Raw genomic sequence first — 24,993 nt, forward strand, 5'->3', positions numbered from 1 at the left:
CTAGATTAGTGGCGTTTGTACTCCAGAAGTGAGAAACAAGGTTTTATTGCGTAGTTGCTCATTACGGGCAATAGCTTCTTTAAGCTTATTCTCTGTTTGTTTAAAATGTGTCCAGCCTTTGTGGTGAATAGGAATAATTTTGTTCATATCGAGTACCTTTACGGCTTTTAGCAGATCATTGCTATCCATGGTATACTGCCCGAAGCCAGTAAGATAGCGAAACTGTACTGATCCCAGATGGAAAATGCCAACATCAATTTTGTAACGTCTGCCAACCTCTGCAATCCCCTTAAAATAAACAGTATCCCCAGAAATATAAATCACCCCATTTTTCTGTTCGTCAAAAGCTATAATAAAACCGATTACTTTTCCGACAAGAAATTCCGGCACCCACCAGGGATGATGCTGGGCAGGTGTTGCTGTAATAGTCAAATTTGTTACTGATTGTGTATAAATGGGATAACTCTCCCAATCGTCAAGTCCGATAGCACCCGATATAGTCCTGGCAGCTGGTTTGGTAGAAATTACAGTGGGTACAGTTTTAGTAAATTCCTGCCCATTCCTATCAAAATTATCTTTATGCTGATGATGGCTCAACAATACCAGGTCTACTGCAGGTAGCTTATCCACTGGTAGAGCCGGATCTTCTGTCTTTCTGGAAAAAGTGCCCGATCCGTGATAATACAGATGTCCGGCAGCATCCAGTGTTGGATCAGTCAGTATTTTGTAGCCGTTAATATCTAACAGAACACAAGCTGTGTCAATATGTGTAATTGATAGTTTCATACAATACAGCTATCCTCGAATCGGTGGTAAATCTGTGAAAGTCTATAAGCAAAATTGCCATACTGATGTGATTGAAACAATGTAGAAAAGGTATATTTTATTGGCTATATCAAACCTTTTGATGCTTGTTACCCAATTCTTTTATATGAGACTATTCCTGCTTGTAATTCAATGATTTTTTGCTGGCAACCCTCTTCTGACCAGAACACTGATTTCTCTGGTAGTCAATAAAATAAGTCTCTAGTAAGTTATGTTTAGTTGCTGAATACTTCTGATATTGTACTTGTCATGCAACCATTTGAAAAGAAGTTGGGTCACTGTTCCATAACAACAATTATATCGATGAAAATAAGTTTTTTGCATTACGCCTTGATTTTATCTCTGACTTTTAGTTTTAGCAGTTGCTCACAAAAAAACTCCACAGGAGAACAAACAGAACCAGCCAAAGATACTGTAGCTGTGCTGGACACGGTAGCAACTCAGGATACAGTAGTCACTACAAAAGATTGTTCAGGGGATGTTATGTGTACTGAGATATTCTCCACTGTTTCAGCTACAGTCAAAAATAAAGACAATAGCCCTGTCCAGTTAGACAGCTACAAGATTATCCAGACTGCTACAGGCACAGAGAGAACGCTAACACTAGATGCGGCAATGGCTGAGATGCAACGCAAATCCGGAACATATGCTATTGTTACAGATGCCAATGTGAAAGAACTCGCCAACAAAGAAATCGAGGTAGAATTTATTGGTTATAAAGCTGGGAAAGAAATCGTGAAAAGAAAGTTTACCGTAGGTGCGGATTGCTGCCATGTCAAACACATTGCCGGAGAGCTGGAGATTGTAGTTGAAAAATAAGAACTATCTGATAACATGATTCATCCCGGATTTTGGATGTGAGTAAAACCCAAGCCTATACAATTTTCAAAAGTTTAGGCTTGGGTTTATTTTTGAGAAATGTTTCTTTCTGCGTTTGTTTATTATTCAGAACATTTCCCTTCTTATCACCCTGTTACTTTTTTGCTTGTCTCTTCCTGTGTTTGTTTTATTGTCACTTACTTTTCTCTTCCACTGACCTCTTCATTTTTTGCTTGCCCAAAAAACAGGGCACCAAATGAGAATTTGGTGAGCCAGATTTGTGCGTGTGCAAAAAAGAGCACTTTCTGCCGAACCTGCTCCGCGCAAAGCCGGGGGCTTTCCTCGCGGCAGAAAGAAGGCCAGCGCACAGATACGACCTTCCACGATTGAAGGAAGTTTAATTCTTTTTGTAATATTTTTCTTGTCCGCCTAAATAAACACCCCTCTCTGTCCTTCTGAAAGAATCCTGTGACAAATAGAGTGGCGCTTGGTTTCTGAGAGAAAAAATTATTCTCCTGTAGAAAACGTGGCTCTATTTGTCACACCTGTCCCGACAATAGCGGAAAGTTTCTTTCAGAAGGACAGTAAGGGATAAGGGTAAAAAGAATTACTCATTTTGCTGAAGCCATCGATTCAAATCTTTCAGCACGTCGTTATTAATGGAATGGCCCAGGTTGTATTCATGGTAACTTAACTGCACATTCAGCTTTTCAAGAAAAGTTTTGGCTTCTCTGGCATACTGGATTGGGAGTGTACCATCTTGAGTACCATGAGAAAGAAATATGTTTAATTTGCGGAAACTATCATTTGGAACAACTCCTACCTGGTGCTGTTCCAGAATCCGGCCACTTAGTGCAATCACCTGATTTACTTCATTAGGATAGGTCAATGCCACACTAAAACTCATAATAGCTCCCTGGCTAAATCCTCCCAGATACAGCTGGTCGATGTGGTATTTCTGTTTTATCTGAGACACAAATCTGTGAATGGTATTTCGGCTTGATAACTCCTGCTCAACATCAATCACAGGCCTGCCCGTTGAAAAATCAACATTGTACCAGGCAAATCTGCCTCCTCCTAAAGCAAAGGGCCCTCTGGCTGCAATAATATAAAAGTCATCAGGTAAATGACCCGCCAGGCTAAACAAATCCTGCTCATTACTACCTACTCCATGCAAAAGGATGATAGCCTTGTTTTTTTCTGCTTTAACTTTTGGCTCTCTAATAAGATATTGTAAGACAAAGCTATCAGAAGGGTTATTGGATTCGGACACCATTGGATCTATCATAGATGTATTGTTTATAGATAGCATCTGTAACGCAAAAAAGAATACAGACACAAGCATATTACCCAAATTTTACAGAAGTCATGGTAAGTGAACCCCCTACTGCCTTATCATTGAAAAATGATATGCTATCCTTTCCTTCTTTAAGACCTAACGTATACAACAATGGCAGATAGTGCTCGGGTGTAGGAATAGCCAGCAGAGCTTCTCTGCCCAACGTTGTATAATTGATCAACGCTTTATGATTCCCTTCCTCAATCAGGTTTTTAAAAGTATCATTCATCTGTGCAGCCCAGTCATAGGCGTATTCGGGATCATTTAGTTTATCCCATGCTACCATTCTCAAATTATGCACCATATTGCCACTTCCTATGATCAATACTCCTTTTTTGCGCAGCGCATTAATTTCTCTTGCCAGATCATAATGATATTGTGGCCCTTTGGTAAAATCAATGCTCAACTGTAGTACCGGAATTTTTGCCTCCGGATACATATGGCGTATAATAGTCCAGGTACCGTGATCCAGCCCCCAGTCGTGGTCTAATTCCACATGAGCAGAATGAATCAGACTAGCAGTCTCTTTCGCCAGAGCCGGATTACCGGGTGCCGGATACTGTACAGCAAACAGTTCTTTGGGAAATCCTCCAAAGTCGTGTATCGTCTCTGGAAAGTCCATTGCCGTAATTTTAGTACCTTTGGTAAACCAGTGTGCCGATACAACCAGCACAGCTTGAGGCGTTGGAATCTCTTTTGCCATTTGGGTCCACCGTCGGCTAAACTCTGTATCTTCAATGCCATTCATAGGCGATCCATGCCCAATAAATAGTACGGGCATTAGCTGCTCCTGTTTGGGGAGATTATCTGTAAATGCTTTAAATCCTGATAATGTTGTCATACCTATTGTTCCTGTTAGGATGGTTTTAATAAATTTCTCTCTTTTCATCAGACAAATGATTGATCAATGACAGATGTTGAGTTTAATGATGAAGAACTTTCCAGCCTGCCAGCCAGTCATAGTTACTCTTTATAGTCTCTTGAATAAGCAGTAAAGCCATATTCTCAAGCGTTCTGCTGACAGATAAATCACCCGCAAGAATGGGATAAAATCCGGCTGCTACTACTAGTTCTGAAGCTGTTTGCAATGCTTCTTCATGATTACCTGCTATAAATGAGTCAACTTGTTTGCCATCAATGACAGGAGTTGAGAAATCTGCCGCAAAAGTTGTGTTGAAGGCTTTTACTACTTTTGAATGGGGAAGCTGTTTTTGTAATTCTTCAGCAGCACTTGTATCTGGTTCTGTTAGCATACCATTGAAAGAAGTATTCAGTGGATTGGAAATACTAACCACAACCTTCTGATTAGCTACCTCTCTGATCTTTTCAGCGATTTCTTTTTCAGCCTGATAAGGCACAGCCAATAGGATAATATCTGCTTCCCAGCTTGCATTGACACTGCAATCTACACTCTCTATATTTGCGACAGCATTACTTTTCCTGATTTCCTCAACCAAAGTTTGAAGTTTAGCCTGATCTTTTGCAAAAAGAAGAAGACGATAATTAGCGTTGGATAATGCCCTGGAGATAGCTGACCCCATATTTCCTGTAGCTCCAATAACGGCAATAGTCTGTTTTGTTTTCATCTCACAATCTGTTTTGATGATACAAAATTACTACTTCCTGCTACCCTCCGCATTGATTTCAGGCAAGAAAAAGTCTTGACAAAAGTCAATGAAATGAAGCATTTTACTTTTGGTTAAGCATTTTCTTCCGGACACGACTTAAAGTCTCAGGAGAAAGTCCCATATACGAGGCAATCATATGCTGAGGCACCCGCTGTACAATATCGGGATAGGTCTCGATGAAGTTTTTATACCGTTCCTCTATAGGCAAGCTGATGCTGGAGGTGAGACGTTTCTGAAGGGCTATGTATGCATCTGTAATCAGTAATCGCATGTATGTCTCATATTTAGGCTGAGTTTGCAGTAGTTCCTCATGTGAACTTTTGGAGATAAGTACCAATTCTGAATCTTCCAGGGCATCAATCGTATAAACAGCAGGCTCACCAGTCAAAAAACTAAACAAATCAGCCACTGTCCAACCTTCCAGTGCAAACAAAATAATATGTTCTGTCCCACCTTCGATAGAGTACTCCCTCAATGCTCCTTTTTCGACAAAAGCAATATGCTTACAAATATCTCCTTCCTGGAGTATATATTGCCTTTTGCGTATTTTTTTCGGAATGAGATAACTTTTAATCTGTATTTCCTCTTCCGGAGATAGATCTACTCGTTCTCTGAATTTCTTAAAAAAAAGATCGTACATGAATAAACCAATCTATTGGTAGCAACTGAGAGTTCTTAAGCTAAGTTATAGTAAATTAACCTGATTAGCTGCGTTCGTTTCGAATTTCGCTTAAATACTGGGGCGTAATTCCCAAATAAGAAGCAATCTGTGTATTGGGCAAGCGCAGAGCAAGTTTTGGGTATTGTTCCAGAAATGCCGCATAGCGTTCCTGTGCGGTAGAACTGATATTTTGCAGAACCTGATTTTGTAACTCGACAAATTTATTCTCTATAATGACTTTAAAGATACGATCAAGCTTCGGAATGGATTGATACAAAAAATAAAGATCTTGTTGTTCAATCTGCAAGATAAGAGACGGCTCAATGGCTTCAATAAACAGCTTGCTTGACTTATTGGAATGAAAACTGCCTATATCTGCAATCCAGTCGTTCTCAGCAGCAAATTGGATATTATGTTGGTTCCCTTTCTGATCAACCCCATACATTTTAAAACACCCTTCCACTACAAAACTATAATGCTTACAGGGGAAGCCTTCCTGCAAGATATGTTGTCTGCGTTTGATCTTACGTTGTGTTACCCGCCCTTCCAGCAATTGCATTTCGCTTTCTTTTAAGGGGAGATAACTTTCAAAATGAGCAATGAGAGGTTCAAGCATCTGGTTATAGAGAGAATCTGTTTTTTGTTCCAAAGCTAACACAAAAACTATTTTTCCTTCTAAATAATGGCATTACATCGCCATCATTAAACTAGTTGAATGGTATTTCTTCAGAAACCTGAAAGGTTGCATTCCTGAATACTTCTGACCTTTGCCTCATCATTTAAACCATAAGACCATGTCAAAAACATCAGAATCAAAAGTTGCTATCATCGGATTAGGGAATATTGGCCAAGTAGTAGCCACTAATTTGACTAAGGGCAATCGTCCCGTTATTCTGGCTTCCCGCGACTATTCACAGGCCAAATGTCTTGCGGAAAAGTTAGGAAACCTCGCCCAGCCAATGGAAATCAGTGCCGCTCTTCAGGAAGCAGATATTATTATTTTGGCTATCTGGTTTTCTTCTATCAAAGAATTTCTAAATCAATATGCGACACAGTTAGAAGGTAAAATCATTATTGATCCTTCGAATCCTATTGCTCCTGATGGAAAGGGTGGTTTTGTCAAAACGATTGATGCAACTAATTCTGCCGGCCAAATCAATCATTCATTACTGCCTAAGGGAGCTAAACTGGCAAAAGCTTTAGGTACACTCGGGGCAGCTTCATTAGCCAACGCCTCTGATCAAAAGCCCGAACCGGCCGTTCTGTTCTATGCAACTAATGATCAAAGCATTAATACTAAAATTGAAGAACTGATCTGGGATACAGGTTTTGAACCACTATATGTGGGTAATTTAGATCAATCCATTCGAATCGAAGTGTTTGGAGAGTTACATGAGTTCGGTGCATTAGGAAAAACCGTAACAGCAGATGAAATACGTCGTTCTGTAGCTGTTTAGTTAATAAACATGAGTCATCTCGGATGTTGGATATGAGTAAAACTCAAGCCTATACTTTTAAAAATAGTGTAGGCTTGAGGTAATTTTTATGAAAGCTCTCTTTCTTCGTTTGTTTAAAATCCAGAACCTATCTCTTTTTTATCGCCTTGTCACTTTTTTGTCACGCCACAGCGTGATAACCCAAAAAAGGCACTTTTTCCTGATCTTTCCGCCCGCAAGGCCATGGGCTTTCCCTTATCCTGTTCCATATTTTTTCTAGAAACATGGTTTGTAAATAAAGAAAAAACACTCTCCCTGTCCTCCTGAAAGGATCTCGTGACAAATAGAGCCATGCCTGGTTTGTGAGAAAACAAATACATTCCAAAACCTAAGGCCGCCGGTCTTGCCACGAGGTCCTTTCAGGAGGACAAAAAAGGGTGTAATGGCACAAAAAAGAGATTATCCCCTAAAGCTGCAAAATTGAAAAACTTATGGGACAGGATAAGGTGCCAACCTCGCGAGAAAAAGATTCCCTACGCCCCTACACCACCACACACGATTGAAGTTATCTTTGCTCTCTTTGTAACATCTTTGTATTGTTATATATGTCAGTCAAATTCTTTTCCTCAAAATTTGGGATGACTCATGTATTTTTGAGAGAAAAGATCTAATGCACATACTGCATAGATTAAAGATCTTTTCCTGAATTAGGTCTCTATATATTCCATTATTATATATCAAACACACTGAGACTGAACGAATACATTTTTTGTGATACCATTTGCCTTTGTTGTAAGTTGCTACATTTATCTATATTTTGAGCTGCTTTTCCGGAAAACACTCAAATGAAAAATCAACAAAGCAATCCATTTATCCTTGCTCTTACAGCCCACAATCTTACCGTAGAGATCCACAAACATTCAGCGTATCAGATTGTTTTAACCAATGACGCACCGTTTACCTCAACGATTAACGGGCAGTTGTGTAAAAATATCTATGGCTTTTTGATCAAACCACAGGTTACCCATTTGTGTGTAGCTGAAAAAGGAACATTGAATGTTTTCAATATAGAGCCGTATTCTACTATTGGTTTGGAACTTGCCAACAGATTCGCTGCTGATCAGGACTATATTGTTTTTCATTCCGAAAACGAAATGGAAGCTTTCTTTCAAACCGGAACGAATCGTTTTGATATTGACACCCTCATTACAGCATTGGTGTCACAACTACCTGCTACACAATATGATGAAAGGGTGACAAAAATGGTTGATTATATCCGAACCAACTTCTTTGAACGGGATATTAACCCACAAACCTTTGCTGATATCGTTTTCCTTTCTCCTTCTCGTTTAGCTTCACTGTTTAAAGAACAAACGGGTAGTAGCTTGTCTAAATATTTATTGTGGACAAGGATACGTCAGGCTGTTTACCTTACCCTTTCTGACAAAGACAAGAGCCTTACAGACATCGCCTACGATACGGGCTTTTACGATCTTCCCCAACTCAACAAGTATATGTATGAAATGTTTGGTATGCCACCCAAGGCTTTAAAGCACAATAGTGATCTGATACAAGTCTATTAGACGTGCACACCCGATCTTTGTAGCATCAATCATTTAAACAAAAACAGAAAATGAAAACGATCGCTTACAACATGTTTGGTGGCACTGAAGTGTTACAAACCATAGATGAACCAACACCTTCTATCCAGGCAGATCAGGTTCTGGTAAAAATCAAAGCAGTTTCAATTAATCCTTTGGATTGGAAAATCAGAAAAGGAGAAATGAAACTGATGTCAGGTTCGAAATTTCCAAAGCATACAGGCACTGACTTTGCGGGTGTTATTGAAGAGGTTGGATCATCAGTAACTACCTTCAAAAAAGGAGATGAAGTGTTTGGTATAGTGAAAAACAATATGAAAGAGGGAGCCTTAGGCGAGTATGTTGCGGTGCCTGCTACATCTGTCTGGAAAAAACCTGCAGCTATCAGTTTTGCTCAGGCGGCTTCCATTCCTACGGTTGGAGGTGCGGCTGTTGCAGCATTTCAGAAAATGGGAAAGATCAATTCGCAATCTCACATTTTGATCAATGGAGCAACAGGAGGTTTCGGTATGTTCTTGTTACAACTATTAAAGCCTACAGGAGCAAACGTAACAGCCGTTACAAGTACCAATGGGGTGGCCTATGCTAAAGAATGGGGAGCTACTTCGGTAGTGGATTATAAAAAAGAAAATATACTTTCCCGCAAAACAACCTATGATGTTGTCATTGATCTATCAGGTAAAATGGGGTATAAAAACGCCAAACAGATAATGAAACCTCAGGCCCTGTTTTTAAATCCGGTTCCCCAGCCTATTGACATTCCAACCACACTGATTCAAAATCTATTCAGAAGTAAAAAGCATATTGCCCTAATAACCGCCCCTTCTGAAAAAAGCATCAATTTATTGTTACAGGGTATAGATAAGGGACTAACCATTGAGGTAGGCAAAGTATTTCCCTTTACTCAAACTCAGGAAGCCTATCAGTATGCAGAGAAAGGTGGATACATTGGCAAGGTAGTCATAGAGCTCTGAACATCCTCAGCCAGATGCCTCTATGAGGATGTGTTAGTAAGGCATCATACTGTAAATCCACATACATACTCTAATTCAGTGCCGTAGATCAACTAGTTTGTGATCTATGTGGTAGCACCGTGTCTGTCCTTTCAAGTCTACCATATAATCTCCAACGACAGATACACAACTCAACTACAGTGATCTGATACAAGTTTATCCTTGTTCAGCAAAGTAATTTTACATCATCATTCATCACTAACATTTAACATATACACATATGATTTTGGTAACAGGAGCAAACGGGCACCTTGGGAAAGCTATTATCCATTCCCTACTAAACAAAGGCGTTAAACCTAACACTATTATTGGCTTGGTTAGAGAAACCGCCAAAGCAGAAGATTTACAAGCAAAAGGCATCACACTACGAGTAGGTGACTATGACTGGTACCCTACATTGGTCAAGGCTTTTACAGGGATTGACAAATTAATCCTGGTAGCAGGTAGAGATCTGACCAGCAGAGCCGAACAACATGATAGTGTAATCACAGCAGCAAAAGAAGCTGGAGTAAAACATCTGCTATACACAAGTTTTTTTGACGAAAATGCAGTTAAAAACTCTCCATTTGACTTTGTATCTTCCTCTATCAAGACCACAGATGCAACGATTAGAGAAAGTGGGATTCCGTATACTATTTTTAAAGACAATCTGTATACAGAATTGTTACCTCTGCTTTTAGGAGATAAGGTAATGGAAAACGGCATTTATTTACCAGCTGGTGAAGGTAAGGCCGCGTATGTAACCCGCACCGACATAGCTGAAGCCATAGCAAATGTCTGTCTGCAGGAAGGTCATTATAATAAAGAGTATAATATCAGTAATACGGAAAATGTGTCTCTGGCTGAAATTGCTGATATTTTAAGTACGCAAGGCGGAGTGGATATACAGTACACCAGTCCTTCAAAAGCGGAGTATATGGCTACTATGGAGAAAGCCGGGCTGCCTCCTCAATCCATCAAAATATTTTCAGCCCTGTCAGAAGCCATTAGCTTAGGTGAGTTTCAATCTTCTTCAACAGATCTGGAATTGCTTCTGGGCAGAAAACCTTTGTCCGCAAAGCAATTTTTAACACAAACATATTTTACAACCACCACTAACGTAATTTAAAAAATGAAACTGTTTGATAAAACCCAGTTAGGGAAACTAACATTGAAAAATAGAATGGCGATGTCTGCCATGACCCGAAGTCGTGCCGATATAAACGGAGTAGTAGGTGATTTAACCGTTGAGTATTATACACAAAGAGTAAGTGCAGGACTACTCTTTACAGAAGCCATTACTATTAGTGAACAAGCCATAGGAAGCCCTTTTACCCCTGGCATTTTTACACCCGACCAGATTGAAGCCTGGAAGAAAGTTACAAAAGCGGTTCATGACAGAGGGGGTGTCATTATTGCCCAGCTTTGGCATACCGGAAGGGCTGGTCATTCGGTTGATCGCAAAGGTGTATTACCGGTTGCACCGTCAGCGGTTGCCATTACCGGAATGAAACATTTTACCTCTCAGGGTCTCAAAGACTACGAAACACCGAGGGCACTAACAGTTGATGAAATTAAACAAATCATACTGGATTACGGTCAGGCAGCCAGAAATGCAATGGCCGCAGGGTTTGATGGTGTAGAACTGCATGCAGCGAATGGGTATCTGCCCAATCAGTTTTTAGCAGAAAGCGCCAACAAACGAACAGACGAATATGGAGGAAGTATTGAAAATAAAACTCGTTTTGTTCTGGAAGTAATGCAGGAGCTGATCCGTGCTGTCGGAGGGGATAAAGTAGGGATAAAAATATCGCCTTTTCATCCCTATGGAGATATGTTAGTGGACAACCCGGTTGCCACCTATACTCATTTGATTGAGGAACTCAACAAACTGGATTTTACCTATGTAGAGTTAATGAAACGTAGTCCGCTATTCTCGGCGGTGCCGGGTTATCCAGAAGATGATGAAATTGAGTTATTTGGCAGAATGGTAAAGCATACCCTTATAGCCAATACTGGCTACGACAAAGTGTCTGCCGAAGCAGAACTTGAAAAAGGCATTGCCAAAATCATTTCTTTTGGTACACTATTTTTAGCAAATCCTGACCTTCCAAAACGATTCGAAAAAGATGCCCCTCTTAACCAACCTGACAGAGCTACTATGTTTGGAGGCGGCGCACAAGGGTATATTGACTACCCATTCCTAAATGCCTAAGCTAACTGTTTTAGCTTTTCAGCTGGAGTCTACATCAGGACGATACGGATTGCCTTATTCTGTCCCATATCTTTTCTGGAAGACCTATAATTAAAGAAAAAAATACTCTCTTTGGAAAACAATTCCATGTCTCTGTCCTTCTGAAAGAACCACCCTTTCTCTGTCCTTCTGAAAGAATCTTCTGGCAAGGTTAGCGACCTTTCCCATTGGAGTGTATTTTTTTCTCTCAGAAGCCAAAGATGGCTCTATTTGTCAAAAGTCTCTTTCAGAAGGACAAAAAAGGACATGAGTCATCTCGAATTTTGAATAAAGAATCTCATTGAGAAGGGATAATAAATGTTACAAAGAGAGCAAAGGAAACTTCAATCGCGGAAGGTGGTGTAGGTGCGTAGGCAATCTTTTTCCCGCGAGGTTGGCTCTTGGCCTTGCGGGGCGAAGCTTTGGAATTTTTTGCCCTTTTTTGCTCACACACAAATCTGGCTCACCAAACGAGAGTTTGGTGAGCCAGATTTGTGTGTGAGCAAAAAATGAAGAGATCAGTGGAAGAGTGATGAAAGTGACAATAAACAAACGAAGAAAGAGATCTTTCTCAAAAATTGCCCTAAGCCCATACTTTCAAAAGTATAGGCTTGGGTTTTACTCATATCCAACATTTGGGATGACTCACATTCAAAATTAAAAAAGTTATGAAACAAGATAAGAACTAATTGCTTGCTATATAGCGTCTGGGCTAGGAAGAAGTTGTCTGGGGTTCGAGTCTGTTTTGCTGATTCATCTACATAGTAATCGTCCTTCCTTCCTCAGCACTTTCTTTGATCCTATCCAGCAGTTTGTGCATACGCACCCCCTGAGCAAAATCAGGAACAGTATGAGTATTATTTTGAATATCATTCCAAACTGCTTTGTATGTATAGTATAAACCATATACAGGCTGATGGAGAGGTTCAGACACGTCTGTTAAATAGTTAGTTGGAATTTCAAGTGACTGTAACTTCTCTCCACTTGCCGCATATTGTACTGTAACAGGTGTAAGCTGATAGTGCCCTAATTGCCCGGAAACAAGAATATCCCCTTTGGTACCATTTATTTCCCAGAGAAAGTTGGTTCCTGTTGATATCCCACTTCTATAGTGGATGTTAGAAACAATCCCTGCTTTGAGGATGCCCGAAACAACAATCTGATCATTAGTCAGTTGTGGCACTTTTGTACCGTTTGTCAATAAGGTTACTTCCGTTCTTCTACGAGCCAATGTAGTACTCACTGATTGATAGTTACCCAGAACTGCAAGATAGGCAGCAAGTGTATGGGCAAAAGGAATTTCTAACATAGTAGCACCATTTGCCGGGTCATACATATAAATGTTTCCTTCCGATCGGATATCAGCCCACATCCCTCCCGAACCTAGTATGTTGGAAGAAAGTACTTCTCCAATCAACCCATCTGCAATAACTTTTTTCAGGTAAATCGTTTCTGGCAGGGATAAAGCCTGCAATCCGGTAAAGGTACGTATTCCCTTGTCATTAGCCAGGGTTGCCATTTCTTCCGCTTCTCTGGTACCGTTACCAAGTGGCCATTCACAATAAACCATTTTACCTGCTTCAACTGCTGCTTTAACCAGTTGATAATGATAAGGCACCTTAACTGCTATCACAACAAGATCTACATCCGGACAGCTAACCAGATCAGACTCATTATCAAAAGCATGCTTTACTCCAAACTTTTCTGCTGCTTGTTGGGCTGAACTCATCTTTGTAGTGCTTACAGCTGTGAGTTCAAATCCGGGGAGTAACTTCAATGCTGGAATGTGTGATCGAGATGCCCAGTTTGTAGTATTGGCTCCAATAATCCCTACTCTGATTTTATTTGTGGTTGCTGATATATTTTTCACGATGTATTTTCGATTTTTAAGATATAAATGGTTTGCTGCTTGGCTGGCTGCAATTATCCTTTCCATACTAAGGATCAACTACATATCAATATAGCCACTCGGTAGGGGCCTTGCCGAACTTTTTCTTAAACGAATGTGAAAAGTGAGAAAGGCTTTCAAATCCCAGTTCGAGATAGATTGCAGAAGGTTTTTTCTGCCTGTCTTCGATTAAATGACGAGCTTCAGCCAGCCTTCTTTCCTGCAACCAATGTCGGGGAGCCATGCCAAACACTTTTTGGAAGTCCCGTTTAAACCCTGCCAGACTTCTTCCGGTAAGTTGGGCAAACTTCTCAACAGGAACATTGAAATGAAAATTGCTAAGCATGAACTTTTCCAGATCTATTTTATACGGCTCGGAAAAATCGAATAGAAACTCCTTAAGGTCGGGCATGGTATACAGTAGCAGATGAACAGCCTCTCTCACCTTTAACATACCCAGGTCCCTGGTTATTTTTTCTTCCGGATAACGAGTATAAGGTATTGCCGATTGAAAAAATCCCTTCAGAAAATCGTTCTGGGGAATAAGGATGTTGGGTGGACCAGCATATTTTTTCTCTATCTCAATTTTCTCTTCCAGAGCAAATTGCCTGAGCAGATCTTCCTTTAGACTGATCACAAGAGTTTGGTAGTCTTCTCCCTCCAGAGGCATTTTGGTAAGTTCTCCCAACTGATTTTTTCGGATCAGCAACATCTGGCCTTGTTTCATTGAGATTTTTTCACTGGCTGTTTCCATCATGAAGTGGCCGCTAACCTGTAATACCAGAGTACTATGCTCGAAAAAACCTACTTTATCCTTTCGCTGTTTGGATAGATACGAGTAAAAGATGACTCCCGGAAGTATTTCAGTTGGATTTTGCATAAATGTAAAGATATAAAACAGGTTGGGGTAAATACATCATACCTGCCTTAGAGGTTGTCTCAAATTATTCTAAAAGGCTGCAAAGGCAGATAATAAAGTTCTTAAAGAACTAAAAATACATGTGCTGCGTATTTCGTCCATTTTTCGGTGAGTAGCCGCTGGCTACGTTGCGATTGGCCTGTAGGTAAATATCTCATCTCGCTACAAAATCTACTCTTTTCGCTTTTTTAATAATAATTTAGACAACCTCTTATGGGTATATTCTATCTTTGCAGATAGGTACTGCCAAGCATAGCACCCACCGAAAAATGCGAATTAAGGGTATGTATCTCATCTTCCGTAAAGGTAATGTCCATAGCCTGTAGATTTTCAGGAAGGCGTGATCTGCGGCTCATGCTTACCAGAGGCATAATATGCTCACCCTGTGCATTTACCCAGGCAATAGCCAGTTGAGTAGGGCTGTATCCTTTTTCCTTTGCTATCGTCTTTAATACTTCCACTCTTTCCAGGTTCTTTATCAGATTCTCCCCCTGAAAACGTGAGAAATGGTTTCGGTAGTCGTTGTTCTGAAGAGGGGCTTTCAGTTCGCCTGTAAGCAATCCTTCCGCTGTGTTGGCGAAGGCCACTACAGCAATACCCAATTCCTTCGCTGTAGGAAGCAGATCTTTTTCGATTTGGCGGTCAGCTAGAGAATACCCTATTTCCAGAGCTGATACAGGATGTACATTATGTGCCTTACGTAACTGCTCAGCTGTGATTTCTGACACACCCAGGTGACGCACTTTTCCTTCTTTGATCAGATCAGCGATAGTTCCAATCACATCTTCTACAGGCACACTATTATCCAGTCGGCATGGTTGATACAGATCAATTGTATCAATACCCAACCTCACCAACGAATAGTTGATAAAGTTCTTGATAGCTACAGGTCGCAGATCCAGACCAATCAACTGTCCATTGTAAAAGATAGCCCCAAACTTCACACTTATAAATGCCTCTTCTCTTCTGTTCTTAATGGCTTTGCCTACAAGTAGCTCATTATGACCCGCTCCATAAAAATCTCCGGTATTCAGAAAGTTAATACCATTATCCAGTGCCATCTGAATAGTAGCAACGCTTTCATTTTCATCATTAGTAGGCCCTCCCCAGGTAGATGACATACGCATACATCCTAAACCAAGTTTAGATACGAAGGGACCATTTTTGCCAAGGGCAATTTTTGTTATTGTTGTCATTGCGGTTCTTTTAAATGAATTAACAAGACAAAGGTCTACATTATATCCGTTGGCGTATTTCTCTTACGGCTCAATTTACTTGTCCGTACGGCTCATTTCTTATTTTACCATTGAATAACAAATGTAGGTGCTTTCAGTTACAACTGCGTGGAAAAAAGGAGGGGACAACAGGCAAGGATCAAATGGATATTGATAAAGAGCTCTGTTATCAATAATGCCTGAGATAACTTCTTTATAGATAGTCTGAAAAGCACTTGTGTTAACTTATCTGAAATGTCTTTTCCAGTATCCTCAGATTAAAATACCAGTTCAATTAAATAAGATGGTATAGTAAGAATATCACTATACTCTCAGAGTAATTTTTATTCTCTATATTAATGCTACCTTCGGCAAGCATTTTTAGCAGATATTTTTATTTTATCCAACCTACTCTCTTTCTCCACTCATCCATTTCCTCCCTCCTTTTTTCAAAATCTATTGGTGGTGATTGATTCTCTTCTTTTGCCCTTTTTCTTATGAGTATGGTTTGTTCTTCAAGTGTATTAAGACCAATAGATTTTCGTCTTTGGTTTACCTGGATTAAGTCATCAAAAGGGTCAGGACTTAGTTCTCCATGTTCGTCCCAGTCAAATTGAGTTCCATACAACTGGGGCTTGCCTTATTATCACTCACAGCATCTTCAAGCAGATCTCTACACTTCTTCATAAATTCGGGCTGTCCAATGGAATGTATGACCAACCAGGCAGCTTCACTGGCTTCTTTCCCTACCTTATCTATTGTTGGACAGCCAATACTATCTATTATTTCATGCATTATCTCAGCATTCTGGTTATGCAATTCTTCCATTTGTTTGTTATATCCTCCTGAAAGCTGTCCGTTTTGAACAAGTATTTCCCTAAGCTTCAGATCAGCATCTTTGAGGCTAATGATTTTTTCGGCAATGTATGTATAGTCCATTTTGATACTTATTTCTTTACATTTGTAGTATACCTTCTATGGCTTCTTCGTTATGCATACTCTAGTCGCTGGTAACCGCTCCCTGAAAGTAATAAAACATATCTCACGCAGCTCAATGTTATTACTCGTAGGAGTAGTTTTTACAGATATTGACCTATAAAATGGTTCTATCAATCAAAAGACTAAATTCCTTTTAGCATACACCTAAATATGATAACTGGTTTAGTATGGCAGAAATCGATTTTTAGTGATAAGTAAAAATGTTCATATTGATGAAAAGAATCTGTGAAAGATCATTACGAACAGCTTCATGTTGGGTTAAAGAAATCAAATGAAGACTCCTATAAAGTAGCTATTTGATACCAGACAAATCCGACCCCAATTGAAGCTGCGACCTTAGAGCCAATTCCGAGGATGATATTTCTATTTCGGCCAGTTACTGCTACATAATACAGCTACACCTGCTCTAGCTTATTTTATTTAACTTAATAGTGAATATATATTGTACTAATTGCTGGTTATTACATTAATAATGAATTACTTCCACTTTTAAAATTCACTAAGAAACTAAAAAACAAAAATATCTCTTGCTCAATTACAGACAATACTATTACTTTGTCTATATAATTAGTAGAGTACTTTTTATCCCACCAGTAATTAGTATTCGATTCAGTTACCATTATGAAATCGATACAATTTACTTCTACCCTTGGAGAGCTGTCTTTCCTGTTCTCCAGTATTGTTCCTCACACCCCTGTTTGTAATAGGTGTTGTTGTTGATTGCATTCTTTTCTTTTCAGTAGTACATACTGCTTTGACCTCTCCTAAGAAATAGGCCAAGGATAGGCGTACACTATCTGACAGGGTCATTGTATCTGTTTACCTCTTATTACTCAATTCATTCTTAACTCGTTAATGTATGACTAAAAATTTACAACCGTCATCAACTGGTTGGATGGCTTGGTCCATTTTTGCTATCCTCCTCTTTGTAGCTTTACAAGTTCAGGCACAACAAACTCAGTTACAGACAAGGACTGTAACTGGAAAAGTTATCTCAGAAACAGATCGTGCTGCTATTCCAGGAATCAATGTGGTTTTGAAAAACAGCACTACAGGTACTACTACGGATGGCAATGGTCGCTATTCTATCCAGATTCCTGAAGATGGAGTCCTTGTATTTTCGGGTATAGGTTTTCAATCTATTGAAATAACAGCAGGCAATAAAGGCATCATTGATGTCACCCTGCCTGCGGATGTCAAATCACTTAACGAGGTGGTAGTTGTCGGTTATGGAACGCAGAAAAAAAGTGACCTTACCGGATCTATTACGTCGATTTCAGAAGCAGAGTTTAAAAAAACGCCAGTGGTATCACTCGACAATGGATTGAAAGGTCGTGCTGCAGGTGTACAGGTTACCAGTACTTCCTTTCAGCCGGGTGGAGCTACTTCTATTCGGGTCCGGGGAAGTAACTCAGTCAATACAGGTAGTGAACCCTTGTATGTTATTGACGGATTTCCGGTATACAACGACAATAATAGTACAGGAGGTGGAGCAACTGTCGGTCCCAGGCTTAATGCGCTGGCACTGATCAACCCCAATGATATAGTGTCTATAGAAATATTGAAAGATGCATCGGCAACAGCTATTTACGGTGCACGGGGTGCCAATGGTGTTGTGCTGATCACTACAAAAAAAGGTCAGCAAGGCGATATGAAAATAGATGTCAATGCCTACTATGGCGTTCAGCATGTTTCCAAAACACTTCCATTGCTAAATGCAACTGAATACGCCAGACTAGTAAATGACGCAAATGGTTCACAAATCTTTACGGAAGAACAAATTGCATCATTTGGAAAAGGCACGGATTGGCAAAAAGAGATATTCCGCTCTGCACCTGTACAAAACTATCAGATCAGTGCCTCGGGTGGTGATGCCAAAAATAAATATGCTCTTTCGCTCAATTACTTTGACCAGGATGGAATTATTATTAACTCAAATTTCAAACGGTATTCAGCAAGGTTCAATTTTGAGAAACAGGCATCTTCAAAGTTCTCGATTGGAACCAACCTTACTGCCTCCAATGTAAATTCCAATCAGGCACTTACCAGTACAGGCGGAGGAGAAGGGACACAGGGAGTAGTCGTATCTGCACTGGATTTCAATCCTATCCTGAAGGTATACAATACAGAAGGTTCCTATGTGTTGGAAAATGATAGGGGTATACCCATAGGGAATCCTGTGGCTACAGCGAGAGAGCTAACTAATAAATCGCTTAGTACACGGTTGCTGGGTAATATATTTGCCAACTATCAGATTCTAAAAGGGCTTACCTTCCGTACCAGTCTGGGCACTGATATTATCATTACTGAAGAAAAATACTATGCTCCTCGTACCATTCTGGCAGGCTATACACTTCAGGGACTTGGCAGGGTATCTAACGCCAATTCCTATTCCTGGCTAAACGAAAATACACTAACCTATACTCAGTCATTCGATCAACATGCCTTTACTGTACTTGCCGGTTTTACAGCACAGAAATACAGACGCACAATCAGTACCTCATCTGCATCCGGATTTGTCAATGACCTGCTCAAAGCTGACAATCTGGGATCAGGTGCTATTATCAACGCTCCTGTTACCAATGTGTCTGACTGGGGGCTTCTCTCCTATATAGGTCGAGTGAATTATGCTTTCCGCGATAAATACTTGCTCACACTGACTGGACGTGTAGATGGCTCTTCCAAATTCGGAACCAACAATAAATATGGTTTCTTTCCCTCCGGATCTATTGCATGGAAGTTATCACAGGAAGAATTTATCAAAAACATCTCTTTTATCGACGAGCTCAAATTGAGACTTAGCTATGGAAAAATCGGTAACCAGGAGATTAACAGCTATCAGTCGCTAGCCGGGTTGACAGGAGCCAGTTATATCATTGGGGACAAAGTGGTTAAAGGCTTTACACCAGGTAATATTCCCAATGGCGATCTGAAATGGGAAACTACTACCCAAACTGACATAGGTCTAGATCTGGGAGTTTTTCAGGGCAGAGTTAATTTGACACTAGATGCCTACTACAAAAAGACAACAGATATGTTGCTGAATATAAATGTTCCCTGGTCAACTGGATTTTCAACTGCGCTGCAAAACATTGGTAGTGTGGAAAATAAAGGAATAGAGTTAGGCATTCAGACAGTTCTATTAGACAAAGGCGTGAGATGGAATGCAAACTTCAATATTGCTTTCAACCGAAACAAGGTACTCGACCTGGGCCCGGTAAGCCAGATACTTACTGGTGAGATCAATGGCTATCTGAAAATCAGTGATCCCATTGTCATTCAGCCTGGACAGCCTATCGGTGCTTTTTATGGGTATGTAAGTGATGGTATTTTCCAGACTGGAGATGACATTGCATCCAGTGCACAAAAAAATGCCGTTCCCGGAGACAGAAAGTATAAAGATGTTAAAAATGACAATATATTAAATGCACAGGATCGCGTTTTCTTGGGAAGTTCACAGCCTAAATTCTTTGGAGGATTTTCTACAGATATTGCCTACAAGGGCATTGAACTGGCAGCATCCTTTAACTTTGTTTATGGCAATAAGATTCTTAACAGCACCCGTGCCGACCTGGATCTGCCCACAGGACAAAAGAACAGTTCGGCTCGTGTAAAGGATCGCTGGACCCCAACCAATCCAAGCAATGAAATACCAAGAGCTTCGCTGAATCGTTCCTTCTTATTTTCTGATGCGCAGCTGGAAGATGGTTCTTTCCTACGATTGGGAACATTAACTCTTGCCTATAATCTACCTGGTAGCTGGCTTAAACACGCACGTATTGGCTCGGCAAAACTCTATGTATCTGGCCAAAATCTGTTTGTACTTACCCACTATACCGGTTACGATCCGGAAGTAAATCAGTCAGGACAAAACAACATTTTGCGAGGTATTGACTCAGACGCTTATCCTAATACACGATCCTATATGGTAGGAGTGAACTTTAGCTTCTAATTTAACTGACCTATTCATTCTCTTATATCCGATGAAAAAGATATTCTATCTACTTGTTATATTGTTTCTTATGGCAAGCTCTGCCTGCAGCGAATTTCTCAAAGAAGATCCAGAATCGTTGATGGTAGCTGAAAACTTTTACAAAACAGAAGCTAATGCCGATGCTGCTGTAGTAAGTGTATACGATGGACTGAACGATCAGTGGAACATTTATTATCGGGGTATTTATCTGCTGGCAGAACTAACAACCGATAATGCTGAATGTGGTCAGGGTGTAGCCAATTCCAATATATTTGCCCTCAATGACTATACCCATGGCCCGGTAAATGACAGGATTTATACGCTTTATACAGCAGTATACAAATCAATAGCCAGTGCCAATGTTGCTATCGACAAAATACCTTTGATCGCATTTAATGAAACCAAAAAGAACAGATTGGTTGCAGAAGCCCGGTTTGTTCGTGCCCTACTGTATTTTAATATGGTAAGGTTATTTAGTGATGTTCCGCTCGTATTGCATCAGGTTACTTCTCTGGAAGATGTGAACACACCACGTTCACCTGTAGAGGAAGTATATGCACAAATAATTGATGACCTGGAATTTGCAGAGCAGAATCTGGACAAAACAAACACATCAGCTAATCTGGGTCGTGCCACTCAGTCATCTGCTACAGGACTACTAGCTAAAGTTTATCTTACCCGCAAAGAATACCAAAAGGCAAAAGAAAAAGCAACGCAGGTATTGGACGACACTCAGTTTGGCTTGCTGGAAAGTTATTTTGACATTTTTACTCCTACCAACCGCTTTAACAAAGAACTTATTTTCGCTATACAAAATAAGGGAAATACAGGTGCGGCAAATGGTTTTGGTATGGCACTTTTCCTTCCGCGAGCTACAATCAAACTGGCTGGAGGAGGAACCGTAGCTGGTAACAGTGCTGATGTACCTACACAAGAGTTCTACGATAGCTTTGCCAGCGGTGACCTGCGACGTGACCGCACTTTCTTCACCCAGTATGATGCAGGTGCGGGTGTAGCGACTTTCCGTCCACACTGGTACAAATTCTTTGATCCTTCTGCAATTACCAACCTGGGAGAAGGCACTCTGAATTATCCTGTAATCCGATATTCAGATATACTGCTCACCTATGCAGAGGCTATTAACAAACTGGAAGGTCCAACTGCAGACGCCTTAGAGGCTGTTAATCAAGTGCGTCGTCGTGCCTTCGGTAAACCCATCACTCAACCCGATGCCTCCATTGATCTGGCAGGGTTGAACGCTGAAACATTCGATGAAGCAATTCTGCAGGAACGACGTTGGGAGTTTGGGTTTGAGGACCACCGGTGGTTTGATCTGGTACGAACAGGAAAGTTAATATCTACCATGCGTGCCAAAGGGAATACCGCCATTCAGGATTATCACGTGCTGTTTCCTATCCCACAGCGGGAACGCGATGTAAATAAAAATCTCACACAAAATGATCAATATCCTCAATAAATTAAAAATACATCCATAAAAACTGTTTATTCGTAGAGGAAAACATGCACATAAAATGAAAATGACTATGTATCGTATCCTATGTATGCTCTGCCTGATGAGCATATCCTTTACTCCGGTAGCCTTTGCACAGAAGGCAGCTACACAGGAGAAAAAACGGCCTAACGTAATCTTTATTCTCTCGGATGATCATGCCTATCAAGCCATTAGTGCCTATGGCAGCAAGTTAGTCCAGACTCCCAGCATTGATCGTATAGCCAGTCAGGGAGCTATTCTATATAACAATGTGGTCACCAATTCAATATGTGGTCCAAGCCGGGCCGTCTTATTGACAGGGAAACACAGCCATATAAATGGGTATAAACTCAATGAGAAACAGTTTGATATTAATCAGCCTGTGTTCTCAGAGCAACTTCAGCAGAATGGTTATCAAACAGCATGGATTGGTAAAATGCACCTAGGCGCATTACCCAATGGATTTGATTATTTGAATGTACTACCAGGGCAAGGTCTGTACTACAATCCGGACTTTATCAATTCAAAAAATGAAAAGGTAAAATATACTGGCTATGTAACAGATATTATTACACAGCTCTCAGAGGAATGGCTTAGTAAGCGGGATACAGTTAAACCGTTCTTTCTCGTAGTAGGCCACAAGGCTACTCACCGTGAATGGTTACCAGCCATTGAAGATCTGGGATACTATGACAATGTAAACTTCCCTTTGCCTTCAACCTTTTATGATGAATATACAGGCCGTATTGCAGCACAAAAACAAGATATGACCATCGACAAAACTATGAGGTTAAAAGAGGACCTGAAGGTGCATGCAGACTATGACTCCGAAACAGGGTACAATCCTTATAAAGGCTTCACACCCGAGCAGAAGACGGCCTTTTATAACTATTATGAAAAGAAGGTCAGCAAAGAGTTTGATGAGAAAAATCTGAGTGGCAAAGCTCTTGTAGAATGGAAATATCAACGCTACATGCGAGACTATCTGGCTACAGCCCGATCTCTGGACCGAAATATTGGCAAGATACTCGACTATCTGGACCAACATGGTCTGACAGAGAATACAGTAATAATCTATGCATCTGATCAGGGTTTTTATCTAGGTGAACATGGATGGTTTGACAAACGGTTTATTTATGAACAGTCTCTAAAAACACCTTTTGTCATTCGTTATCCGAGTGTGATTAAACCAGGTACAAAAGTAGATGCTGTTGTATCTAATCTTGACTGGGCACCTACCCTACTTAACGTGACAGGAACGTCTGTTCCAGATCAGATGCAGGGACAATCTTTTCTCCCTCTGCTGAAGGGGCAAAAGACATCCTGGAAGAGTGCAGCTTATTATCATTATTATGAATACCCCAAACCACATAATGTACCACCTCATTTTGGTATTCGTACTGAGCAATATACGTTAGCCAGATTCTATGGGCCTGACAATGCATGGGAACTGTATGACATTAAGAAAGACCCACAAAACCTGAATAATTTGTATGGAAAGAAGGGGTATGAAAATATTACTTCAACATTGAAAGCACAACTCAAAAAAGAGATCGTCCAGGCCAAAGACAATGAAGCGTTAAAGATACTGGAAGGAGATTTGTCTTCAACATCCGCTCGATAGAGTAGTCAACTTCTGTATCATATCAAACAGCCAGCTAAGTTACTGGCTGTTTGATTTTTTCTATAGGATGACCTTTATAATAATATTTAACTTCTTAACAATATTTATAGGAGTCTGATCAAAAAAGGGAGAAAAATAGTGAATATTGCTCTTGGCCAAGAGTACTATTAGCCATAATAGCTCCACCATGATTAGTAACCATTTTTTCGCAAATGGCCAGACCAATACCTATAGATGCATATTTTATACATGTAACCGTTCAAAAATCTGAAAGATGAGGCTCGCATATCTGTGCTCAAACCCAATTCATTATCAGTCACATCAATCCGATGATACTGTGTGGTTAGGATGTGAGACACTCACCCAATCAGGAAGATTCATTACCGAAACAGGCTGATACGAAAACTCAAACAGAATAGGAACATCTTCTTTACGAAACCTAAGTCCAATGAAAAACAGATTCTGAAATAATTAGCTTGGTTGAGATATGTATTCCAGGTAGCAGATCTATCCAAATAATGGTGTTGGTCTTCCCAATAGTGAGATCTAACTCTAAAAAACATTATTTATCATTTCAGGGTATAGATTCTAATAGGAAACATTATTGGTCAACACAGAAATCCATACAACTGTTTGCAATATGTATCCAGATATACGATCTTATCTACCTTGTTTATTTACAATAAACCTATACCTGCTAATTTCATTGTCTTTTGATAACTTTGAAAGGAACAATTAGCAAAAGAGTTCATGTTCATAAAATCAAAAATAGGGTCGAAAATATCCTACTTAAAAGATAAACTTTTAAACGATATTCTTTTCTTTCCATATAAATGTAAAAATGCGAGTAAAATCCTATTGGGAATAGGATAAGTGATTAGGATGACAGAGAATCTTCTTATTTTGATAGTTAACTCCAGCCGTAAAAGGCCTGAAATTTGAGAGAGATATTAGAAAGATATACAAAATAAAAAACACTCACTATTGAGTGAGTGTTTTAATAATAGTAAAGTGGCGGCAACCTACTTTCCCACCGGTGAAGGCAGTATCATGGGCGTGAAAGGGCTTAACTTCTCTGTTCGGAATGGGAAGAGGTGATCACCTTCACTATAACCACCAACAATGTTTGTGTCTTGCGACAATGCTTGTGTCTTGCGACAATGTTGGTTGATTCGATTAGGAATCTAATATTTTAGAAGTTCATTTACTTTTCAGAGTGTACTACTCTGTGGAGTAAAACTCTTTGTAGTAAAGAATTGACAAGTGGAAAAGAGAGAAACTCATTAACGAGTGTTTAAGTATAACAAAGTATTTTTTCTGATTGAGTATCTGACTTGCATGATCAGCAAA

At 40.0% G+C, this 24,993-nt stretch carries 19 protein-coding genes and 1 rRNA gene; 9 read left to right on the forward strand and 11 right to left on the reverse strand.

Features of this window, described 5'->3' with window-relative positions:
• Positions 1–786 (reverse strand): MBL fold metallo-hydrolase, encoded by a 786-nt coding sequence (locus QNI22_RS39200; RefSeq protein WP_314519980.1) that lies wholly within the window; start codon positions 784–786, stop codon positions 1–3.
• Positions 787–1,128: 342 nt separating this feature from the next.
• On the opposite strand from QNI22_RS39200, the gene QNI22_RS39205 reads away from it, so the two are divergent.
• Positions 1,129–1,644, forward strand: a complete 516-nt coding sequence (locus QNI22_RS39205; RefSeq protein WP_314519982.1) for a hypothetical protein — start codon at positions 1,129–1,131, stop codon at positions 1,642–1,644.
• 607 nt (positions 1,645–2,251) lie between these two features.
• On the opposite strand, the gene QNI22_RS39210 is transcribed toward QNI22_RS39205, so the two are convergent.
• The 5 genes from QNI22_RS39210 to QNI22_RS39230 form a co-directional block, all read right to left on the reverse strand.
• Positions 2,252–2,989 carry an alpha/beta hydrolase gene (locus tag QNI22_RS39210; protein WP_314519984.1) on the reverse strand — a complete coding sequence of 246 codons (738 nt, stop codon included), beginning with the start codon at positions 2,987–2,989 and terminating at the stop codon, positions 2,252–2,254.
• A gap of 1 nt (position 2,990) precedes the next feature.
• On the reverse strand, positions 2,991–3,824 hold the full coding sequence (gene ygiD / locus QNI22_RS39215; protein WP_314520012.1) for a 4,5-DOPA-extradiol-dioxygenase: 834 nt from the start codon (positions 3,822–3,824) through the stop codon (positions 2,991–2,993).
• A gap of 82 nt (positions 3,825–3,906) precedes the next feature.
• Positions 3,907–4,569, reverse strand: a complete 663-nt coding sequence (locus QNI22_RS39220) for an NADPH-dependent F420 reductase (RefSeq protein WP_314519987.1) — start codon at positions 4,567–4,569, stop codon at positions 3,907–3,909.
• A gap of 103 nt (positions 4,570–4,672) precedes the next feature.
• The gene (locus QNI22_RS39225; protein ID WP_314519989.1) at positions 4,673–5,251 is read right to left on the reverse strand and encodes a Crp/Fnr family transcriptional regulator; all 579 of its coding nucleotides are present in this window, start codon (positions 5,249–5,251) and stop codon (positions 4,673–4,675) included.
• Positions 5,252–5,315: 64 nt separating this feature from the next.
• A complete protein-coding gene (locus tag QNI22_RS39230) occupies positions 5,316–5,921 on the reverse strand; it encodes a Crp/Fnr family transcriptional regulator (RefSeq protein ID WP_313981987.1) in 606 nt (201 codons plus the stop codon).
• Positions 5,922–6,066: 145 nt separating this feature from the next.
• Between QNI22_RS39230 and QNI22_RS39235 the strand changes: the two genes are divergently transcribed.
• The 5 genes from QNI22_RS39235 to QNI22_RS39255 all read left to right on the forward strand — a co-directional run bounded on the left by QNI22_RS39235 (position 6,067) and on the right by QNI22_RS39255 (position 11,516).
• Positions 6,067–6,729 carry an NADPH-dependent F420 reductase gene (locus tag QNI22_RS39235; RefSeq protein WP_314519992.1) on the forward strand — a complete coding sequence of 221 codons (663 nt, stop codon included), beginning with the start codon at positions 6,067–6,069 and terminating at the stop codon, positions 6,727–6,729.
• 824 nt (positions 6,730–7,553) lie between these two features.
• The gene (locus QNI22_RS39240; protein WP_314519994.1) at positions 7,554–8,291 is read left to right on the forward strand and encodes a helix-turn-helix domain-containing protein; all 738 of its coding nucleotides are present in this window, start codon (positions 7,554–7,556) and stop codon (positions 8,289–8,291) included.
• Positions 8,292–8,341: 50 nt separating this feature from the next.
• On the forward strand, positions 8,342–9,283 hold the full coding sequence (locus tag QNI22_RS39245) for an NADP-dependent oxidoreductase (protein WP_314519997.1): 942 nt from the start codon (positions 8,342–8,344) through the stop codon (positions 9,281–9,283).
• 259 nt (positions 9,284–9,542) lie between these two features.
• Complete coding sequence (locus QNI22_RS39250; protein ID WP_314519998.1) at positions 9,543–10,430, forward strand: SDR family oxidoreductase; 888 nt, start codon at positions 9,543–9,545, stop codon at positions 10,428–10,430.
• Between the two features lie 3 nt (positions 10,431–10,433).
• Entirely contained in the window at positions 10,434–11,516 is a 1,083-nt protein-coding gene (locus QNI22_RS39255; protein ID WP_314519999.1) for an alkene reductase, read from the forward strand.
• A gap of 775 nt (positions 11,517–12,291) precedes the next feature.
• On the opposite strand, the gene QNI22_RS39260 is transcribed toward QNI22_RS39255, so the two are convergent.
• From QNI22_RS39260 to QNI22_RS39275, 4 genes are all read right to left on the reverse strand, one after another.
• Complete coding sequence (locus tag QNI22_RS39260) at positions 12,292–13,404, reverse strand: Gfo/Idh/MocA family protein (protein ID WP_314520001.1); 1,113 nt, start codon at positions 13,402–13,404, stop codon at positions 12,292–12,294.
• Positions 13,405–13,489: 85 nt separating this feature from the next.
• Positions 13,490–14,302 carry a helix-turn-helix domain-containing protein gene (locus QNI22_RS39265; protein ID WP_314520003.1) on the reverse strand — a complete coding sequence of 271 codons (813 nt, stop codon included), beginning with the start codon at positions 14,300–14,302 and terminating at the stop codon, positions 13,490–13,492.
• Between the two features lie 263 nt (positions 14,303–14,565).
• A complete protein-coding gene (locus QNI22_RS39270) occupies positions 14,566–15,537 on the reverse strand; it encodes an aldo/keto reductase (protein WP_314520004.1) in 972 nt (323 codons plus the stop codon).
• Between the two features lie 603 nt (positions 15,538–16,140).
• A complete protein-coding gene (locus QNI22_RS39275) occupies positions 16,141–16,494 on the reverse strand; it encodes a hypothetical protein (protein ID WP_314520007.1) in 354 nt (117 codons plus the stop codon).
• 919 nt (positions 16,495–17,413) lie between these two features.
• Between QNI22_RS39275 and QNI22_RS39280 the strand changes: the two genes are divergently transcribed.
• The 3 genes from QNI22_RS39280 to QNI22_RS39290 all read left to right on the forward strand — a co-directional run bounded on the left by QNI22_RS39280 (position 17,414) and on the right by QNI22_RS39290 (position 23,643).
• On the forward strand, positions 17,414–20,506 hold the full coding sequence (locus QNI22_RS39280; protein ID WP_314520008.1) for a SusC/RagA family TonB-linked outer membrane protein: 3,093 nt from the start codon (positions 17,414–17,416) through the stop codon (positions 20,504–20,506).
• A 70-nt stretch (positions 20,507–20,576) separates the two neighbouring features.
• Positions 20,577–22,004 carry a RagB/SusD family nutrient uptake outer membrane protein gene (locus tag QNI22_RS39285; RefSeq protein WP_314520010.1) on the forward strand — a complete coding sequence of 476 codons (1,428 nt, stop codon included), beginning with the start codon at positions 20,577–20,579 and terminating at the stop codon, positions 22,002–22,004.
• A gap of 67 nt (positions 22,005–22,071) precedes the next feature.
• A complete protein-coding gene (locus QNI22_RS39290; RefSeq protein WP_419836276.1) occupies positions 22,072–23,643 on the forward strand; it encodes a sulfatase family protein in 1,572 nt (523 codons plus the stop codon).
• A 1,009-nt stretch (positions 23,644–24,652) separates the two neighbouring features.
• Here the strand turns inward: QNI22_RS39290 and rrf are convergent.
• A 5S ribosomal RNA gene (rrf, locus tag QNI22_RS39295) occupies positions 24,653–24,764 on the reverse strand.
• Positions 24,765–24,993 lie beyond the last annotated feature (229 nt).

It is taken from the genome of Xanthocytophaga agilis (genome assembly GCF_030068605.1).
In the GTDB taxonomy this organism is placed as follows: Bacteria; Bacteroidota; Bacteroidia; order Cytophagales; family 172606-1; genus Xanthocytophaga; species Xanthocytophaga agilis.

What these genes read in the sequence shown, in the direction of transcription:
- QNI22_RS39235 (WP_314519992.1), top strand. Translation starts at nt 6,067, where the DNA reads ATGTCAAAAACATCAGAATCAAAAGTTGCTATCATCGGATTAGGGAAT.
- QNI22_RS39250 (WP_314519998.1), top strand. Translation starts at nt 9,543, where the DNA reads ATGATTTTGGTAACAGGAGCAAACGGGCACCTTGGGAAAGCTATTATC.
- QNI22_RS39205 (WP_314519982.1), top strand. Translation starts at nt 1,129, where the DNA reads ATGAAAATAAGTTTTTTGCATTACGCCTTGATTTTATCTCTGACTTTT.
- QNI22_RS39290 (WP_419836276.1), top strand. Translation starts at nt 22,072, where the DNA reads ATGTATCGTATCCTATGTATGCTCTGCCTGATGAGCATATCCTTTACT.
- ygiD (WP_314520012.1), bottom strand. Translation starts at nt 3,824, where the DNA reads ATGACAACATTATCAGGATTTAAAGCATTTACAGATAATCTCCCCAAA.
- QNI22_RS39245 (WP_314519997.1), top strand. Translation starts at nt 8,342, where the DNA reads ATGAAAACGATCGCTTACAACATGTTTGGTGGCACTGAAGTGTTACAA.
- QNI22_RS39275 (WP_314520007.1), bottom strand. Translation starts at nt 16,494, where the DNA reads ATGGACTATACATACATTGCCGAAAAAATCATTAGCCTCAAAGATGCT.
- QNI22_RS39210 (WP_314519984.1), bottom strand. Translation starts at nt 2,989, where the DNA reads ATGCTTGTGTCTGTATTCTTTTTTGCGTTACAGATGCTATCTATAAAC.
- QNI22_RS39240 (WP_314519994.1), top strand. Translation starts at nt 7,554, where the DNA reads ATGAAAAATCAACAAAGCAATCCATTTATCCTTGCTCTTACAGCCCAC.
- QNI22_RS39255 (WP_314519999.1), top strand. Translation starts at nt 10,434, where the DNA reads ATGAAACTGTTTGATAAAACCCAGTTAGGGAAACTAACATTGAAAAAT.
- QNI22_RS39285 (WP_314520010.1), top strand. Translation starts at nt 20,577, where the DNA reads ATGGCAAGCTCTGCCTGCAGCGAATTTCTCAAAGAAGATCCAGAATCG.
- QNI22_RS39200 (WP_314519980.1), bottom strand. Translation starts at nt 786, where the DNA reads ATGAAACTATCAATTACACATATTGACACAGCTTGTGTTCTGTTAGAT.
- QNI22_RS39220 (WP_314519987.1), bottom strand. Translation starts at nt 4,569, where the DNA reads ATGAAAACAAAACAGACTATTGCCGTTATTGGAGCTACAGGAAATATG.
- QNI22_RS39225 (WP_314519989.1), bottom strand. Translation starts at nt 5,251, where the DNA reads ATGTACGATCTTTTTTTTAAGAAATTCAGAGAACGAGTAGATCTATCT.
- QNI22_RS39270 (WP_314520004.1), bottom strand. Translation starts at nt 15,537, where the DNA reads ATGACAACAATAACAAAAATTGCCCTTGGCAAAAATGGTCCCTTCGTA.
- QNI22_RS39280 (WP_314520008.1), top strand. Translation starts at nt 17,414, where the DNA reads ATGACTAAAAATTTACAACCGTCATCAACTGGTTGGATGGCTTGGTCC.
- QNI22_RS39265 (WP_314520003.1), bottom strand. Translation starts at nt 14,302, where the DNA reads ATGCAAAATCCAACTGAAATACTTCCGGGAGTCATCTTTTACTCGTAT.